Genomic DNA, 16,179 nt, shown 5'->3' with positions numbered 1-16,179 from the left:
GATCGCAGCCTGCGATCTTTGATCTTTTAAGCCCTGAACTGCCCCAGACTGGCTTTAAGTTGCGCCGCCAAGCCATCGAGCACCTTGCCGCTGACCGTGGTTTCCACCACTGCCTGAGCGGCCTTCTCGGCCTGCGCATGAATGGTCTGGACCCGACCGCGCACAGCTTGCGCCCCTCTTGCCTGATGCTCGGCTGCCTGAGTCGCCAGGCCTATCGCCGCGTGAACCTGCTCGACCGACGCCTGCACCGACTGCTGCAACCGCGCACTGTCACGCAACACCAGCAACCCTTCGTTAGCCTGACGCCCAGCCTGACCAATCGCCGCCACCGCTTCCCGCGCACCTTGCTGCAACGCCACGATGTGCGCCTGAATATCACCCGTAGAGCTTTGGGTCTTGCTCGCCAACGCCCGCACCTCATCCGCCACCACGGCAAATCCGCGCCCGGTCTCACCCGCCCGCGCCGCTTCGATGGCCGCGTTCAACGCCAGCAGATTGGTCTGCTCGGCGATGCCGTGGATCACCGTCAGCACCACTTCGATTTGCTCACTTTGTTGCGCCAGACGCTCGATGACTTGCGCCCCGGTACCGACCTGACCCGCCAGCGCTTCGATCAGACCGCCGACTTTCGCCGCAGTCCGAGTGTTTTCATCGGTGGCCTGTCGGATTTCGACAACCTGCTTCAACGCAGCCTGCATCGCATGACTTTCAGATTGGGCCTCATCGGCCATTTGCGACAACGCGCGCAGACTTTCAGCGACTTCATCGCGCTGCATGCCCGCCGCCGCATCGGCTCCGGCATTGCGCAAGGTCATGGCACCGATTTCCACACCGGTGCGCTGGGCCACATCACCCGCCTCGCGCACGATCGGCTGCAACTTATCCACAAAGCGATTGACTGCCGACGCCATGTCGCCGATTTCATCTTTGCTGCTGATCTGCACACGCTTGGTGAGATCACCCTCGCCTGCCGCCAGATCATCCATGGCCACAATCAGCATTTTCAGGCGATTGACCACTCGACGACCGAGCACTACTGCCAGCAACAACAGCACGCCACAGCCGACCAGCGCCAGGCTCAAACCAATGCGCCAACGCAAGGTGGCCGCAGCCTCCTGCACGGTACTGGTGGTATTGACCTTCATTTCAGATGCCGTGGCCTGAGCCGATTGCAGTCGCGCGCCCATGGCCGCCGCACTGTCAGCTGCCGCGCCTTTCAGGCTGTCGCCCACGAGCTGGTCGCTGCTGGCAATCAACGCGGAAAAACGCTTGTCCAGCGCCGCCAGATCGGTTTCCACCGAGGCGGTCGAGACACCCATCAAGACCTTGCCGATTTCCACGCCGTTAGGATTGATCGAGGCCTCGATATAGAAAACCAACGGGTCGTTTTTCGCCGCATCCAGCACCTTGTCCAACGCACGCTCGCCCTGGCCTTTTTCCAAAAGGGCCTTGTTGATCGGGTTTTCCCGGTTGAGGTAGCGCGTCAGATGCTGGCCAGTGGCGTCGTCGTAGACCACGAACAGCACGTTCGGATTGCGCTGGGCACGTCTAGCGAATTCGGACAGGGTCGGAACGTCGTTGTCCCACATGGCGCGAGGCGCGACAGAGGCCAACAGCTGCGCCATGTCGTTGGCGGAGTCCTTCAGGTCTTTTTCCAGCGTTGCGCGCAACTGCGCCTGCTCGTCCTTCAGTCGCGCGGACAAGCCGGCCGTCAGGCGTTGACGCGTACTGGTGGAGAGGCTGTCGAGGCTCGACGTGACTTCGCGCCCCGCCTGCTCAAGCTCCCCGGAAAGTTTTTGGCTATCGGCGCCCAGGCGCATGCCCAGATCGGCTTCAAGCGCCGTCACCGTGCTCCGGGTCAGCGCAACAGCGACCAGCACCTGCACCAAAAGGGCGATACCAAGGGTAACGAACACGGGCCGCAACAAACGGCTCTGTAACAATGAGAGAACGGCCGACACTTGATATCCCTCTGCTTAAACGCCATTAAATTGATGGCACGCCAAAAGTGACGTTTAGGCAAAGCTAACAGCAAAGGTCATGCCGCCCGACAGGCATAAACGACAAAGGCCCCGATTAAGGGGCCTTTGTGTTTTACATCAACAGCTTATCAAGCGAACGGATGGCGCAGAACGATGGTTTCGTTGCGGTCCGGGCCCGTCGAAATAATGTCGATCGGCGCGCCGATCAACTCTTCGACGCGCTTGATGTAAGCACGGGCATTAGCCGGCAGCTCTTCCAGGGTCTTGGCACCCACGGTCGACTCGGTCCAGCCCGGCACTTCTTCGTACACAGGCAGCAGGCCCACGTAGCTGTCAGCGTCAGTCGGGGCAACCGCGTTGCCTTCTGCATCTTTGTAGCCGACGCAGATGTTGATGGTTTCCAGACCGTCGAGCACGTCCAGCTTGGTCAGGCAGATGCCCGAGATGCTGTTCACATCGATAGCGCGACGCAGGATGACGGCGTCGAACCAGCCACAACGACGAGCACGGCCGGTCGTCGCGCCGAACTCGTGACCTTGTTTGGCCAGGTGCGCACCGACTTCGTCGAACAGCTCAGTCGGGAATGGACCCGAACCTACACGCGTGGTGTAGGCCTTGGTGATGCCCAGGATGTAGTCCAGGAACATCGGGCCAACACCCGAACCGGTAGCAACGCCGCCAGCGGTGGTGTTAGAGCTGGTCACGTACGGGTAGGTGCCGTGGTCGATATCCAGCAACGAACCTTGAGCGCCTTCGAACATGATGTCTTTGCCAGCGCGACGCAGGTCGTGCAGCTCGGCAGTCACGTCCAGCATCAGCGGCTTGAGCAGCTCAGCGTATTCTTTGCATTCGGCCAGGGTCTTGTCGAATTCGATGGCCGGCTCTTTGTAGTAACCCACCAGCATGAAGTTGTGGTAATCCACCAGTTCACGCAGCTTGTCTTCAAAGCGCGGCATGTTGAGCAGGTCGCCCACACGCAGGCCACGACGTGCAACCTTGTCTTCGTAGGCCGGGCCGATGCCGCGACCGGTAGTACCGATCTTCAGCTCGCCACGGGCCTTTTCACGGGCCTGGTCCAGCGCAACGTGGAAGGACAGAATCAGCGGGCAGGACGGGCTGATGCGCAGACGCTCGCGCACCGGCACACCTTTTTCTTCCAGCTTGATGATCTCGCGCAGCAGGGCGTCAGGTGCAACCACCACGCCGTTGCCGATCAGGCACTGCACGCCTTCGCGCAGCACGCCCGACGGGATCAGGTGCAAGACGGTTTTTTCGCCGTCGATCACCAGCGTGTGGCCAGCGTTGTGGCCACCCTGGTAGCGCACTACGGCGGCAGCATGTTCGGTCAGCAGATCAACGATCTTGCCTTTGCCCTCATCACCCCATTGGGTGCCCAGGACTACGACATTCTTACCCATAACACTTGTCCTCATTCGCGCAAACTTGGTGCCGGCGGCAGCCGGCAGGAAAACTCAAGAAGCCAGTGGCGATACTTGCCAAAGCCCGTTCTGCTGGATCAATTGCCGGTCGCAGTCCGCTTCACGGGCGGCGGCCAATGGCTGCCCAGGCAATGCCTGAACGACACGCTGACCCTCACTGCGCAACTGGCAAACCTGCTGCCAGAGTGCCGCATCCGTACTGTCAGGCATCCAGATACCGCCAGACGGTAGCTCGATCTCAGCACGCCCCAGGGTCACCAGGGTTTTCAAATCGGTGGAGAAGCCGGTAGCCGGACGAGCGCGACCGAAGTCGGCGCCGATGTCGTCGTAACGACCGCCCTGGGCAATGGACTGGCCAACACCCGGTACAAACACCGCGAACACGACGCCGGTGTGGTAGTGATAGCCGCGCAACTCGCCCAGGTCGAAGTACAGCGGCAATTGCGGGAAACGCACGGACAAACGCTCGGCAATTGCCAGCAAGTCATCCAGCGCAGCCAATACCGGAGCCGGCGCCTTGGCCAGACGCTCGCGGGCAGCGCTCAGCACTTCACGACCGCCACACAGGTCGACCAGCGCACGCAGCATGCCCGACAGATCGGCAGGCAAACCTTCGGTCAAGGTAATGACCTCGTCGATGGCCTTGCGTTGCAGCGCATCGAACAACTGCTGCTCGACCTCACCGGACAAACCGGCGGCACGGGCCAGGCCACGGTAGATACCAACATGACCGAGGTCCATGTGCACATCCGGCACATCGGCCAGTTGCAGCATGGCCAGCATCAGGCTGATGACTTCTACGTCGCTGCTCGGACTCGCGTCGCCGTACAACTCGGCACCCAGTTGAATCGGGCTGCGCGAGGACGACAAGGCGCGAGGCTGAGCGTGCAGAACACTACCGGCATAGCACAGACGGCTTGGGCCTTCGCGACGCAAGGTGTGCGCGTCGATGCGCGCCACTTGCGGCGTGATGTCAGCACGGAAACCCATCTGCCGGCCCGATTGCGGGTCGATGACCTTGAAGGTGCGCAGATCCAGATCCTGGCCCGCGCCGGTCAGCAGGGATTCCAGGTACTCGATATGGGGAGTCACGACAAACTCGTAACCCCAGCTCTGGAACAGATCCAACACCTGACGACGCGCAACTTCAATGCGCGCAGCTTCCGGTGGCAGTACTTCTTCGATGCCATCTGGCAGAAGCCAGCGGTCTACCGTTGCCATTACGCCTTCCCCTATCTCCGGGCGACCAGCCTGTCGGCGAGCCTTGAGTGAAGCAGAAAATGATCAGCTTGCGCACAAACCACGCGCATGAGCGACGGAGCGAAAAGCCCTCTAACCGGCTTCGCCAATCACTTTCCTCGAAAAACTGTCGGGCCATTCAGCCCGTCGCCTGCTCAAAAAACCGCAATCAAACATGCAGACGCAAAAAAGCCGGGAATTTCCCGGCTGCCGCATCATACACACGTTTTCCCAAAGGATCACCCCGCCAGAGGTTTTAGCCGCCCGGCGGGATAATTCAGGCTAACGCCGTGTCAAGGCTTGGCTTTTTCCAGGTAGTGGAAGAAGTCACTGCTTGGGTCGAGGACCAGGACGTCGGATTTGCTTGCAAAGCTTTCACGGTAAGCACGCAGGCTACGGTAGAACGCGTAGAACTCCTGGTCCTGACCGTACGCCTTGGAGTAAATCGCTGCGGCCTGGGCATCACCGTCACCGCGAACCTCTTCAGATTCACGATAGGCTTCAGCCAGCAGAACGCGGCGCTGACGATCGGCGTCGGCACGGATGCCTTCGGACAGCTCGTTACCCTTGGCGCGGTGCTCACGAGCTTCACGCTCACGCTCGGTGCTCATACGCTCGAACACGCTGCGGTTCACTTCCTTCGGCAGGTCGATGGTCTTGACCCGGACATCGACAACTTCGATACCCAGTTCTTTTTCAGCCATCTTGTTCAGCGAAGCCGTGATATCCGCCATCAGCGCATCACGCTCACCGGACACCACTTCGTGCAAGGTGCGCTTACCGAACTGGTCACGCAGGCCCGATTCCAGACGACGGGACAAACGCTCGTCGGCAATCTGCTTGAGGCCGGAAGTTGCGGTGTAGAAACGCTCTGCGTCCTTCACACGCCACTTGGCGTAGGCATCGACCATCACGGCTTTCTTTTCCAGCGTCAGGAAGCGCTGCGTCGGTGCATCCAGCGTCATCAGGCGTGCGTCGAATTTACGCACCTGGTTAACGTAAGGCACTTTCACATGCAGGCCCGGCTGAACATCGGCCTGAACCACGCGACCAAACTGCAGCAACACCGCGCGCTCGGTCTGAGCCACGATGTAGAAGCAGTTCCAGGCAGCGATCGCCACGACGACGCCGACAATAAGGGCGATCAGCGATTTATTGCTCATCAGCGACTCTCCCTGGTACGTGCTTGCTGTTGCTGCAGATCAGCTGCGGCACGCGCATTCGCTTCATTGCTGGTGGCTGCCGCACTGTTCACCGGAGTGCTGGTGCTGCGGCCACTTTCGACCATTTTGTCCAGCGGCAGGTACAACAGGTTGCTCTGGCCATTTTTGTTGCCGGTCACGAGCACCTTGCTGGTGTTGCTGAAGACTTCCTGCATGGTGTCCAGGTACAGACGCTGGCGGGTGACTTCAGGTGCCTTGCGGTACTCGGCGACCAGTTTGGTGAAGCGATCAGCCTCACCCTTGGCACGCGAGACGGTTTCGTCACGGTAGCCGTTGGCGTCTTCGAGGATACGCTGAGCCTGACCACGAGCTTCCGGCACGACGCCGTTGGCATAGGTTTCAGCCTGGTTACGCGAACGCTGCTCGTCTTCACGGGCACGGATCACGTCATCGAAGGCTTCCTGGACTTCACGCGGTGCCGCAGCGCTCTGAACGTTGACCTGGGTAACGGTGATGCCGGTGCGATAGGTATCCATGAAGCGTTGCAGACGCTCCTTGATCTCGCTGGCCATCAATTCACGACCTTCGGTCAGCACCTGGTCCATTGCGGTGGAACCCACCACGTGGCGCAAGGCACTGTCGGTCGCGTGCTGCAGGCTGATTTCCGGCTGATCGACGCTCAGCACGAAGTCCTGCAGGTTGCTGATCTTGTACTGCACGGTCAGCGGCACTTCGACGATGTTCTCGTCTTCAGTCAGCATCTGGCCCTGCTTGGTGTACGCACGCTCACGCGTAACGTTTTCCATGTACTTCTTGTCGATCGGCGGGAAGTAGATATTCAGGCCGGGGCCGACGGTTTCGTAGTACTTGCCGAAGCGCAGCACCACGGCTTGCTCCTGCTCGTCGACGACATAGACTGCGCTGTACAGCCATACGGCCGCCAGGACGACCAGGCCGATGCCGAGCAGGCCGCCAAAGCCGCCACTCTTGCCCGAACCACCGCCGTCGTCACCGCCACGTTTCTTACCACCACCGAACAACCCGTTCAGGCTTTCCTGCAGCTTTCGGAAGGCCTCGTCGAGATCCGGTGGTCCCTTGCGGTCGCCGTTATTACGACGTTTGCCACCCCAAGGGTCCTGATTATTCGAGTTGCCACCCGGCTCATTCCAAGCCATAGCGCTCTCCATCTGATAAAGCAAAGACGCACCCACGGCGCGCCGACCAATGCTACAGAATGCCTGTCACCACGGCACAACCGCTTTCTCAGGCTTTTATTGCAAAGTGTGTTGCTCGATGAATTCCATCGGCTGCAATCCTTCGCGGCTTACCAGTCGATTCAACTCGACCCGGGGCAAACGAACGGCCAGCAAACTGATGCCTTCTTCGTCGTGCTCTTCTTTCTGCACCGCACCGAGTTCGAAAAACTGCGCACGCAGTCGAGCGAATCGTTGCGGCAAGCGCAGGGTACCGATAAACAAATCACTGCCAAGTAACTCGGCAATGGCTTGCTCAAGCAATTCCAGCCCCGAGCCATCACGCGCCGACAACCAGACCCGCTGGGGCTTGCCGTTTTCGTCGCGCTGGATTTGTGGCTCAACGCCTTCAAGCAAATCGAGTTTGTTATAGACCTCGAGGATCGGCAAGTCCTGGGCACCAATCTCGCCCAGCACCACCATCACCTGCTCGATCTGCAACATGCGATCCGGTTCGGCCGCATCGATCACGTGCAACAACAGGTCGGAGTTGCTCGACTCTTCGAGGGTAGACCGAAATGCCTCAACCAGCTTGTGGGGCAAGTGACGAATGAAGCCCACAGTGTCCGCCAGGACAATCGGCCCCAGGTCGTCCAGTTCCAGACGACGCAAGGTCGGGTCCAGCGTGGCAAACAACTGATCAGCCGCGTACACGTCGGACTTCGTCACGTTGTTGAAGAGCGTGGATTTACCGGCGTTGGTGTACCCCACCAAGGATACGGTAGGAATATCCGCACGCGAGCGACCGCGTCGCGACTGCTCGCGCTGGCTGCGTACCTTTTCCAGTCGGCCCTTGATCTGGCGCAGGCGAACCCGCAGCAAACGGCGGTCGGTTTCCAGCTGGGTTTCACCCGGGCCACGCATGCCGATGCCGCCGCCCTGACGCTCAAGGTGAGTCCAGCCGCGAACCAGCCGGGTGCTCATGTGGTCAAGCTGGGCCAGTTCGACCTGGAGCTTGCCTTCATGGGTACGGGCGCGCTGGGCGAAAATATCGAGAATCAGACCGGTACGGTCGATCACGCGACACTCGAAAACACGTTCGAGGTTACGTTCCTGACTGGGCGTGAGGATGTGATTGAAGATCACCAGATCGGCTTCTTCGGCCTTGACCAGGTCGCGCAGCTCCTCGACCTTGCCGCTGCCGATCAGGAATTTGGCGGTTGGCCGATGACGCGGCACGTTAAAAAACGCAACGGTCTCGGCGCCGGCCGAATTAGCCAACTCCTGAAACTCCTGCGGATCTTCGCGCGCCTCAGGGTCCTGTCCATCCAAGTGAACGAGGATGACTCGTTCACCACCACCGTGGCGCTCAAAGAACAAAGGAGACTCCTATCAGGCGTTACCTGGCTCAGCGTCACCTGCTTCGGATTCGGTTGCGCTAGGCAGACGAATTGGACGAACCGGCACCACTGTAGAGATAGCGTGTTTGTAAACCATTTGGCTGACGGTGTTTTTCAGCAGGATTACGAACTGGTCGAAAGACTCGATCGTGCCTTGCAGTTTGATACCGTTGACCAGGTAGATAGACACCCCAACTTTCTCTTTACGTAAAGTATTCAAGTAAGGGTCTTGTAGCGAATGCCCTTTTGACATGTGCCGCACTCCTTTAAGGATTCAATATAAAAAATAGGTAATCAGATGGCTTTAGCCGTCACACCCCCAAGGATAGACGGCAATTGCAAGGACTCACTTCAATATGGAGATGGTCCCAAGGTATTTCAAGGCGCGCGGCAGATTGTCGCAATCCAGGCTGTCCAGCCAGTGTAAATCAGCCCAACTGCGCAGCCAGGTGAACTGGCGTTTCGCCAACTGGCGCGTGGCAATGATTCCACGCTCCTGCATCTCGGCTGACGTCAGCTTGCCATCCAGGTAGTCCCAGACTTGTCGGTAACCTACCGCACGTATAGACGGCAACCCGGCATGCAGGTCACTTCTCTTACGCAGGGCTACGACCTCGTCAATGAATCCCTGTTCCAACATTAAAGTGAATCTTTGTTTAATTCGCTCGTGAAGTACCTGCCGATTTGCCGGAGCAATGGCCAAGTTCGCGACAGTATAGGGCAATTGTTGCCGCCCCGAAGCCGCTGCTTCAGTACTTTGCGTAGATTGTTTCAAACGCAGCTCAGTCATGCTTTGACCGCTGACACGATAAACTTCCAGCGCTCGACTCAGACGCTGTGGATCGTTCGGGTGAATACGCGCCGCGGAAACCGGATCGATCAACGCCAACTGGTCGTGCAAGGCTTGCCAGCCAAGGCGCGCAGCCTCTTCTTCGATTTGCGCGCGGACCTCTGGATCGGCTGCGGGCATTTCTGCCAGGCCTTCGACCAGAGCCTTGTAGTAGAGCATCGTGCCGCCTACAAGCAGCGGAATTTTTCCCCGTGCGGTGATCTCGGCCATGGCTTCGAGGGCGTCGCGGCGAAAATCCGCAGCCGAATAGCTCTCGGCCGGGTCGAGAATATCGATCAAACGATGGGGATACTGCGCCAACAGATCTTTGGACGGTTTGGCCGTGCCGATGTCCATGCCTCGGTAAACCAATGCCGAATCGACACTGATCAGCTCGCAAGGCAGGACCTTGGTCAGTTCGATTGCCAGGTCGGTCTTGCCGGCGGCGGTCGGGCCCATCAGGAAAATCGCAGGTGGGAGCTGGCTCATCAACGACCGCGCAAGAACAGTTTGTCCAGATCGTCCAGGCCCAATTGGGTCCAGGTCGGTCGGCCATGGTTGCATTGACCGCTGCGCTCGGTGTTTTCCATGTCACGCAGCAGACCGTTCATTTCCGGCAAGGCCAGGCGTCGATTCGCCCGAACCGCGCCGTGGCAGGCCATGGTCCCGAGCAATTCGTTGATGTGCGCCTGAATGCGATCGCTGGTGCCGTACTCCATCAGGTCAGCCAACACATCCGCGACCAGTCGGTTGGCTTCAGCCTGCTTGAGCAGCGCAGGGATCTGCCGGATCGCCAGGGTTTCCGGCCCCAGTCGTTGTAATTCAAAGCCCAGGCGCTGGAACCAGGCGACGTGTTCCTCGGCGCAGTCGGCTTCGCGCTGACTGACCGCCAGGGACTCCGGCACCAACAGCGGCTGGCCGCTCAGGCCTTCGCTCGCCATGGCAACCTTGAGGCGTTCGTACATGATGCGCTCGTGGGCGGCATGCATGTCCACCAACACCAGGCCCTGGGCATTTTCCGAAAGAATGTAGATACCCTTGAGTTGTGCCAGCGCATAACCCAGCGGCGGGATGTCGTCTTGCCCTGCCGGCAGCGCGACCGCGTTGGCTTCTGGCAACGGCGCAAAAAACTCGCGATACGCCGCCTGCGCTTCAGCCGCCGGAACAGCCGACTGCTGACGCGGGGTGTATTGGTATTGATAACCGGCACCCGCACCGGTACCGGCCGGGGCATTGAACGACGGCTGAGCCTGAGGCTGCTCCAGCAGCGCATTGGCTGCCAGACGCATTTCGCCCTGAGGACCGAACTCGCCCGCATCAAGCCCGGTGGGCCGGACAATCGCCGTTGCCACCGGAGCTGCCAGATGATCGTCCGGCCGCACATCGCCCAAGGCACGGTGCAAGGTGCCGTAAAGGAAATCGTGAACCATGCGCCCCTCACGGAACCGCACTTCGTGCTTGGTCGGGTGCACGTTGACGTCGACGCCTGTCGGATCGACCTCGAAAAACAGCACAAAGGTCGGATGCCGACCATTGAACAGTACGTCGCGATAAGCCTGGCGTACCGCGTGGGCCACCAGTTTGTCGCGCACGGCACGGCCGTTGACGAAGAAATACTGCAAATCCGCCTGGCTGCGGTTGAACGTCGGCAAACCGACCCAGCCCCACAGGTGCAAGCCGTTGCGCTCGATTTCAATCGGCAGCGCCTGCTCCAGGAAACCCGGGCCACAGATTGCCGCCACACGCCGGGCACGGGCCGCATCATCATGGGCCTCATGCAGGCTGAGGATAGTCTTGCCGTTGTGGCGTAGATGGAACGCCACATCGAAACGCGCCAAGGCCAGACGCCTGATCACTTCTTGCAGGTGATCGAATTCGGTTTTTTCGGTCTTGAGAAACTTGCGCCGAGCCGGGGTGTTGAAGAACAGGTCGCGCACTTCCACCGAGGTACCCACCGGATGGGCCGCGGGCTGCACACGCGGCGCCATGTCACGGCCCTCGGTTTCCACCTGCCAGGCCTGATCGGCGTCACGGGTGCGGGAGGTCAGGGTCAGGCGCGCAACGGAGCTGATCGACGCCAGTGCCTCCCCCCGGAAGCCCAGACTCATGACTTGCTCAAGGTCTTCCAGGTTGCGAATCTTGCTGGTGGCGTGACGCGCCAAGGCCAGTGGCAGGTCGTCGGCGGAAATGCCGCTGCCGTCGTCGCGAACCCGCAGCAGCTTGACGCCGCCCTGCTCCACATCGACGTCGATGCGTCTGGCGCCGGAGTCAAGGCTGTTTTCCAACAGTTCCTTGATCACCGAAGCCGGGCGCTCAACCACCTCACCCGCGGCAATCTGGTTCGCCAGGCGCGGGCTGAGCAGCTCGATGCGAGCGCTGTTGTTCACCACCTCATTCATTCTTTGGCCGCCAGTTCGGTGCCTGGAATGGTCAAGTGTTGACCCACCTTGAGTTCATCACCCGACAGTTTGTTGGCGCTGCGCAAGATGGCCGGCGAAACCTGGTAACGCACGGCAATCATCGCCAATGTCTCGCCCGGGTTAACCCGATGGTCACGAGGACCCTGGGCGATTTTGCCGGAATCACGCAGCCAGGCAATGTAAGTGCCCGGTGGCGGGTTCTGCTGGAAGAACTGGCGCACGCCGCTGCTGATGGAACGCGCCAGCGCCTGCTGGTGACCCGACGCTGCGAGCTTGGACGCTTCGTTGGCGTTGGAGATAAACCCGGTTTCCACGAGAATCGACGGAATATCCGGCGATTTCAGTACCATGAACCCGGCTTGCTCAACGCGTTGTTTGTGCAATGGCGTGACGCGGCCAATGTTGCTCAAGACTTTCTGGCCGACGTTCAGGCTGGACGTCAGGGACGCCGTCATCGACAAATCGAGCAATACGCCTGCGAGCATGCGGTCTTTGTCATCGAGGCTGACGTTGCCGGCACCACCGATCAAGTCGGAACGGTTTTCACTGTCGGCCAGCCAACGGGCAGTTTCCGAAGTCGCGCCACGATCCGACAAAGCGAACACCGAGGCGCCGAACGCGGCAGCCGAAGGTGCAGCGTCAGCGTGGATCGAGACGAACAGGTCGGCGCCCTTCTTGCGGGCGATTTCGGTTCGGCCACGCAATGGAATGAAGTAGTCACCGGTACGGGTCAGTTCGGCGCGGAAGCCTTTCATGCCGTTGACCTGACGCTGCGTTTCGCGAGCAATCTGCAACACCACGTCTTTTTCGCGCTGACCGCGAGAGCCGGAAGCACCCGGGTCTTCACCGCCATGACCGGCATCGATCACCACAACGATGTCGCGCTTGCCTGCCGGGGCCGGCGGCAACTTGATTTCAGGTTTTGTCGGCGTGACCGGTACAGCCGGCACCGTGGCGACCGACGGCGTCGGCGCTGGAGGCGGCGCGGCATCGGCCGGATTATCGAACAAGTCGACCACCAGTCGGTTGCCGTACTGGGCATTTGGCGCCAGGGAGAAGCTTTTCGGCGTGACCGCTTTTTTCAGGTCGATGACCACACGCAAATCCGTCGGCGTGCGTTGGGCCGAGCGCATGGCGGTGATCGGGGTGTTCGAGGTGTTGACGTTCAGCGGCGCGCCGAGGGTCGCACCATTGATGTCGATGACCAGGCGGTCCGGGGCCGTCAGGGTAAAGACGCTGTGCTGCACCGGGCCGGTCAGGTCAAACACCAGTCGTGTGTTGTCCGGCGCCCGCCACAGGCGAACGCTGTTGACCTTCGAATCGGCCACAGCGTCGACGGTCACCGCCAAAAACAACATTCCTACGGCAGCCACCAACGCGCGAAAGCGCATACCTAACCCCATCATCTAATTGGATTCCAATGCCAAAGCGGCACACCAGATCTCGCCACGCGAGCCCTGGGATAAAATTTTCAGCGAACGTCCGCTGTCTTGCGGGCTAATGGTAATGGTCAGGTCGGGCTTTGGCAAAAAGCCTGCACCCTTATCGGGCCACTCGATCAGGCACAAGGCATCATCCTCGAAGTAGTCGCGGATGCCGAGATATTCCAGCTCTTCCGGATCGACCAGTCGATACAGATCAAAATGGAAGGCGCGAATGTCGCCGATCTCGTAGGGCTCCACCAAGGTAAACGTCGGACTTTTTACCGCCCCGACATGCCCCAGCCCGCGAATAATGCCCCGGGACAGCGTGGTTTTCCCCATCCCCAGGTTGCCCTCGAGGAAGATCAGGCCGTGGCCTTCGGTGATACGGGCAATACGCGCGCCAAAGTCGCTCATGGCCTGTTCATCGGCCAGGTACAGGGTTACTTCAGACACGGTGCTTGCTCCTCCAACAACTGACGAATGGCTGGAATCAGATCACTGGCCGCCAGCCCACGGCCCGATTTACCTTGTTGCTCACCGGCATTGGCGTGCAGCCAGACCGCCAGACAGGCCGCGTCGAACGCTTCCATGCCTTGGGCCAACAGTGCGCCGACCAGCCCGGCCAGCACATCGCCCAAACCCGCAGTGGCCATGGCCGGGTGGCCTTGATGACACAGCGCCAGCCGCCCGTCGGGATGGGCGATCAGGCTGCCGGCACCCTTCAAAATCACGACCGCCGTATATTTTTTGCTCAGCGCATGGGCCGCCGCCGGGCGATTGACTTGCACTTCGGCCGTGCTGGTCCCGAGCAACCGCGCGGCTTCACCCGGATGCGGGGTGATCACGCAATCCTTGGGCAGACTGACACGCTCCGCAGCCAACAGATTCAACGCATCGGCGTCCCAGACTTGCGGTAGCGGGGCGTGGGCGGCCGCCGACAGCAGACTGCGACCCCAGGCAGCTTGCCCCAGGCCTGGCCCGGCGACCAATACGGAAACTTTTTGAAGCAATCCCATCAACTGATTCGCCGACGAAGTGCCCAGCACCATCGCTTCGGGAATCCTGGCCAACACAGCCGAGACGTGTTCACTACGGGTCGCCACCGACACCATACCGGCACCACTGCGCAGCGCACTTTGCGCACTCAGCAAAATCGCGCCACCGAAACCACGATCACCGCCCATCAGCAATACATGGCCGAACGTGCCTTTGTGGGCAGTCGGCGCCCGGGAAGGCAGACGCGGCAGGTTGCCGGCCGACAGGCGCCGGGCACTGCTCGGCGTTCCCAGCAGTAGCTGAGGGTCGGCGTGCAAGTCATTGAATACCAGCTCACCCACGACATCCGCGGCATCGCCAGTGAGCAACCCCAGTTTCAAACCGATGAACGTGACCGTCAGATCGGCCCGCACTGCGCAACCGAGAATGCGGCCCGTATCGGTGCACAGCCCGGAAGGAATATCCACCGCTGCCACCGGCAGTTCGCTGGCATTGATCGAGGCAATGGCACAAGCGTACGGATCGCGCACATCGCCAGTCAGGCCAGTGCCAAGCAGTGCATCCACCACGATGCCACGCAATTCGGACTGCGCCGCCCAGGACTCAATGGACACCTTTTCGGACACTGCCTCGGCATGGGCCAACGCTGCATCGCCTTGCAAGCGCTGTGGATCGCCGACCGCCAGCACCCGGACTGACCACCCGGCCCGCTGAGCCAGCACCGCCACCAGATAGCCGTCCCCGGCATTGTTGCCGTGACCGGTCAGCACGCTCAGTTCGCTCGCTGTCGGCCACTGGCGCACCAGCGCCCGCCACATCGCCCGGGCCGCACGCTGCATCAATTCGAAGCCCGGAGTACCGGCCGCGATCAGGCTCGCATCGAGCGCTCGCACCTGCGCAGCGCTGTACAGCGCGTCGGGTAATTCATCTTTAGTGTGCGGCATGCGTCTATGGGCTCCGATGTCTGGCAGAATTATACGCACCTCAGCTCCGGTTTCTCTCGCCTCATGCCCGCAATTACCCCAGACCTGCCCGCCCTCGCCCAATCCATCAAGGATTGGGGCCGTGAGCTGGGTTTCCAGCAAGTCGGCATCAGCGGCCTCGACCTGGCCGAGCATGAGCAGCACCTGGAGCGCTGGCTCGCCGCTGGCTACCACGGCGAAATGGACTATATGGGCGCCCACGGCAGCAAACGCTCGCACCCCGAAGAACTGGTGCCCGGCACGTTGCGCGTGGTTTCGCTGCGCATGGACTACCTGGCTGGCGACACCCAAATGGCGAAAGTGCTGGCTCAACCGGAAAAGGCCTACGTCTCGCGTTATGCCCTGGGCCGCGACTATCACAAGCTAATCCGTAAGCGCGTGCAACAATTGGCAGAAAAAATTCAGGCGCAGATCGGTCCGTTTGGCTACCGCGCCTTCGTTGACAGTGCGCCGGTGCTGGAAAAAGCCATCGCCGAACAGGCGGGCCTCGGCTGGATCGGTAAAAACACCCTGGTCTTGAACCGCAAGGCCGGCAGCTATTTTTTCCTCGCCGAACTGTTCGTCGACTTACCGCTGCCGGTGGACCCACCCCACACCACCGAACACTGCGGTCGCTGCAGCGCGTGCCTCGACATCTGCCCGACCAACGCCTTCGTCGGCCCTTACGTGCTCGACGCCCGGCGTTGCATTTCCTACCTGACCATCGAATTGAAAGGTGCCATTCCCGAAGATCTGCGGCCGCTGATCGGTAACCGGGTGTTTGGTTGCGATGACTGCCAGATCGTCTGCCCGTGGAACCGTTTCGCCCGACCGACCGATGAAAGCGATTTCAAGCCACGGCACAACCTGGACAACGCGCAGTTGGCGGATCTGTTCATGTGGGATGAAGAGAAGTTCCTGAGCAGCACCGAAGGTTCGCCGCTGCGCCGGACGGGTTATGAAAACTGGTTGCGCAACCTGGCGGTGGGCTTGGGAAATGCGCCTTCAACGATTCCGGTGCTGGAAGCGCTGAAGGCGCGACGGGACTCTCCGTCGCAGGTGGTTAGAGAGCATGTGGAGTGGGCGCTGAAGCAGCATGCATTGCGTGAAGTTTAGCGCCTGTTGCTCGTCA

At 60.5% G+C, this 16,179-nt stretch carries 13 protein-coding genes; 1 reads left to right on the top strand and 12 read right to left on the bottom strand.

The annotated features are described in order from the left end of the window. Positions 1 to 26: 26 nt before the first annotated feature. The 12 genes from QYH43_RS24310 to QYH43_RS24255 all read right to left on the bottom strand — a co-directional run bounded on the left by QYH43_RS24310 (position 27) and on the right by QYH43_RS24255 (position 15,029). Positions 27 to 1,961, bottom strand: a complete 1,935-nt coding sequence (locus QYH43_RS24310) for a methyl-accepting chemotaxis protein (RefSeq protein WP_301158267.1) — start codon at positions 1,959 to 1,961, stop codon at positions 27 to 29. Between the two features lie 149 nt (positions 1,962 to 2,110). Next, the gene (locus QYH43_RS24305; protein ID WP_095056364.1) at positions 2,111 to 3,400 is read right to left on the bottom strand and encodes an adenylosuccinate synthase; all 1,290 of its coding nucleotides are present in this window, start codon (positions 3,398 to 3,400) and stop codon (positions 2,111 to 2,113) included. A 54-nt stretch (positions 3,401 to 3,454) separates the two neighbouring features. Continuing rightward, positions 3,455 to 4,642 carry an ATP phosphoribosyltransferase regulatory subunit gene (locus QYH43_RS24300; RefSeq protein ID WP_095056365.1) on the bottom strand — a complete coding sequence of 396 codons (1,188 nt, stop codon included), beginning with the start codon at positions 4,640 to 4,642 and terminating at the stop codon, positions 3,455 to 3,457. Between the two features lie 311 nt (positions 4,643 to 4,953). Then, complete coding sequence (gene hflC / locus QYH43_RS24295) at positions 4,954 to 5,823, bottom strand: protease modulator HflC (RefSeq protein ID WP_095056366.1); 870 nt, start codon at positions 5,821 to 5,823, stop codon at positions 4,954 to 4,956. After that, positions 5,823 to 6,998, bottom strand: a complete 1,176-nt coding sequence (gene hflK, locus QYH43_RS24290; protein WP_053153689.1) for an FtsH protease activity modulator HflK — start codon at positions 6,996 to 6,998, stop codon at positions 5,823 to 5,825. The genes hflC and hflK overlap by 1 nt, the downstream gene beginning before the upstream one ends. A gap of 96 nt (positions 6,999 to 7,094) precedes the next feature. Further along, complete coding sequence (gene hflX, locus QYH43_RS24285) at positions 7,095 to 8,396, bottom strand: ribosome rescue GTPase HflX (RefSeq protein WP_095056368.1); 1,302 nt, start codon at positions 8,394 to 8,396, stop codon at positions 7,095 to 7,097. Positions 8,397 to 8,408: 12 nt separating this feature from the next. Beyond that, positions 8,409 to 8,669, bottom strand: coding sequence for an RNA chaperone Hfq (hfq, locus tag QYH43_RS24280; protein WP_007902656.1), 261 nt, complete (start codon positions 8,667 to 8,669; stop codon positions 8,409 to 8,411). Between the two features lie 93 nt (positions 8,670 to 8,762). Continuing rightward, entirely contained in the window at positions 8,763 to 9,734 is a 972-nt protein-coding gene (miaA, locus tag QYH43_RS24275; protein WP_095056369.1) for a tRNA (adenosine(37)-N6)-dimethylallyltransferase MiaA, read from the bottom strand. Then, positions 9,734 to 11,632, bottom strand: a complete 1,899-nt coding sequence (gene mutL / locus QYH43_RS24270) for a DNA mismatch repair endonuclease MutL (RefSeq protein WP_177450600.1) — start codon at positions 11,630 to 11,632, stop codon at positions 9,734 to 9,736. Before mutL ends, miaA begins: the two co-directional genes overlap by 1 nt. An 8-nt stretch (positions 11,633 to 11,640) precedes the next feature. Then, positions 11,641 to 13,068, bottom strand: coding sequence for an N-acetylmuramoyl-L-alanine amidase (locus QYH43_RS24265; protein ID WP_218232042.1), 1,428 nt, complete (start codon positions 13,066 to 13,068; stop codon positions 11,641 to 11,643). Between the two features lie 3 nt (positions 13,069 to 13,071). Next, a complete protein-coding gene (gene tsaE / locus QYH43_RS24260) occupies positions 13,072 to 13,542 on the bottom strand; it encodes a tRNA (adenosine(37)-N6)-threonylcarbamoyltransferase complex ATPase subunit type 1 TsaE (protein WP_095056372.1) in 471 nt (156 codons plus the stop codon). Further along, positions 13,530 to 15,029, bottom strand: a complete 1,500-nt coding sequence (locus tag QYH43_RS24255; protein WP_301158266.1) for an NAD(P)H-hydrate dehydratase — start codon at positions 15,027 to 15,029, stop codon at positions 13,530 to 13,532. Before QYH43_RS24255 ends, tsaE begins: the two co-directional genes overlap by 13 nt. A 63-nt stretch (positions 15,030 to 15,092) precedes the next feature. On the opposite strand from QYH43_RS24255, the gene queG reads away from it, so the two are divergent. Continuing rightward, the gene (gene queG, locus QYH43_RS24250) at positions 15,093 to 16,163 is read left to right on the top strand and encodes a tRNA epoxyqueuosine(34) reductase QueG (RefSeq protein ID WP_095056512.1); all 1,071 of its coding nucleotides are present in this window, start codon (positions 15,093 to 15,095) and stop codon (positions 16,161 to 16,163) included. Positions 16,164 to 16,179 lie beyond the last annotated feature (16 nt).

The sequence above is a fragment of the Pseudomonas sp. C32 genome (genome assembly GCF_030417915.1).
Lineage (GTDB): Bacteria > Pseudomonadota > Gammaproteobacteria > Pseudomonadales > Pseudomonadaceae > Aquipseudomonas.
The sequence above is the reverse complement of the archived record's forward strand: the minus strand, read 5'-3'. Positions and strand labels throughout refer to the sequence as shown.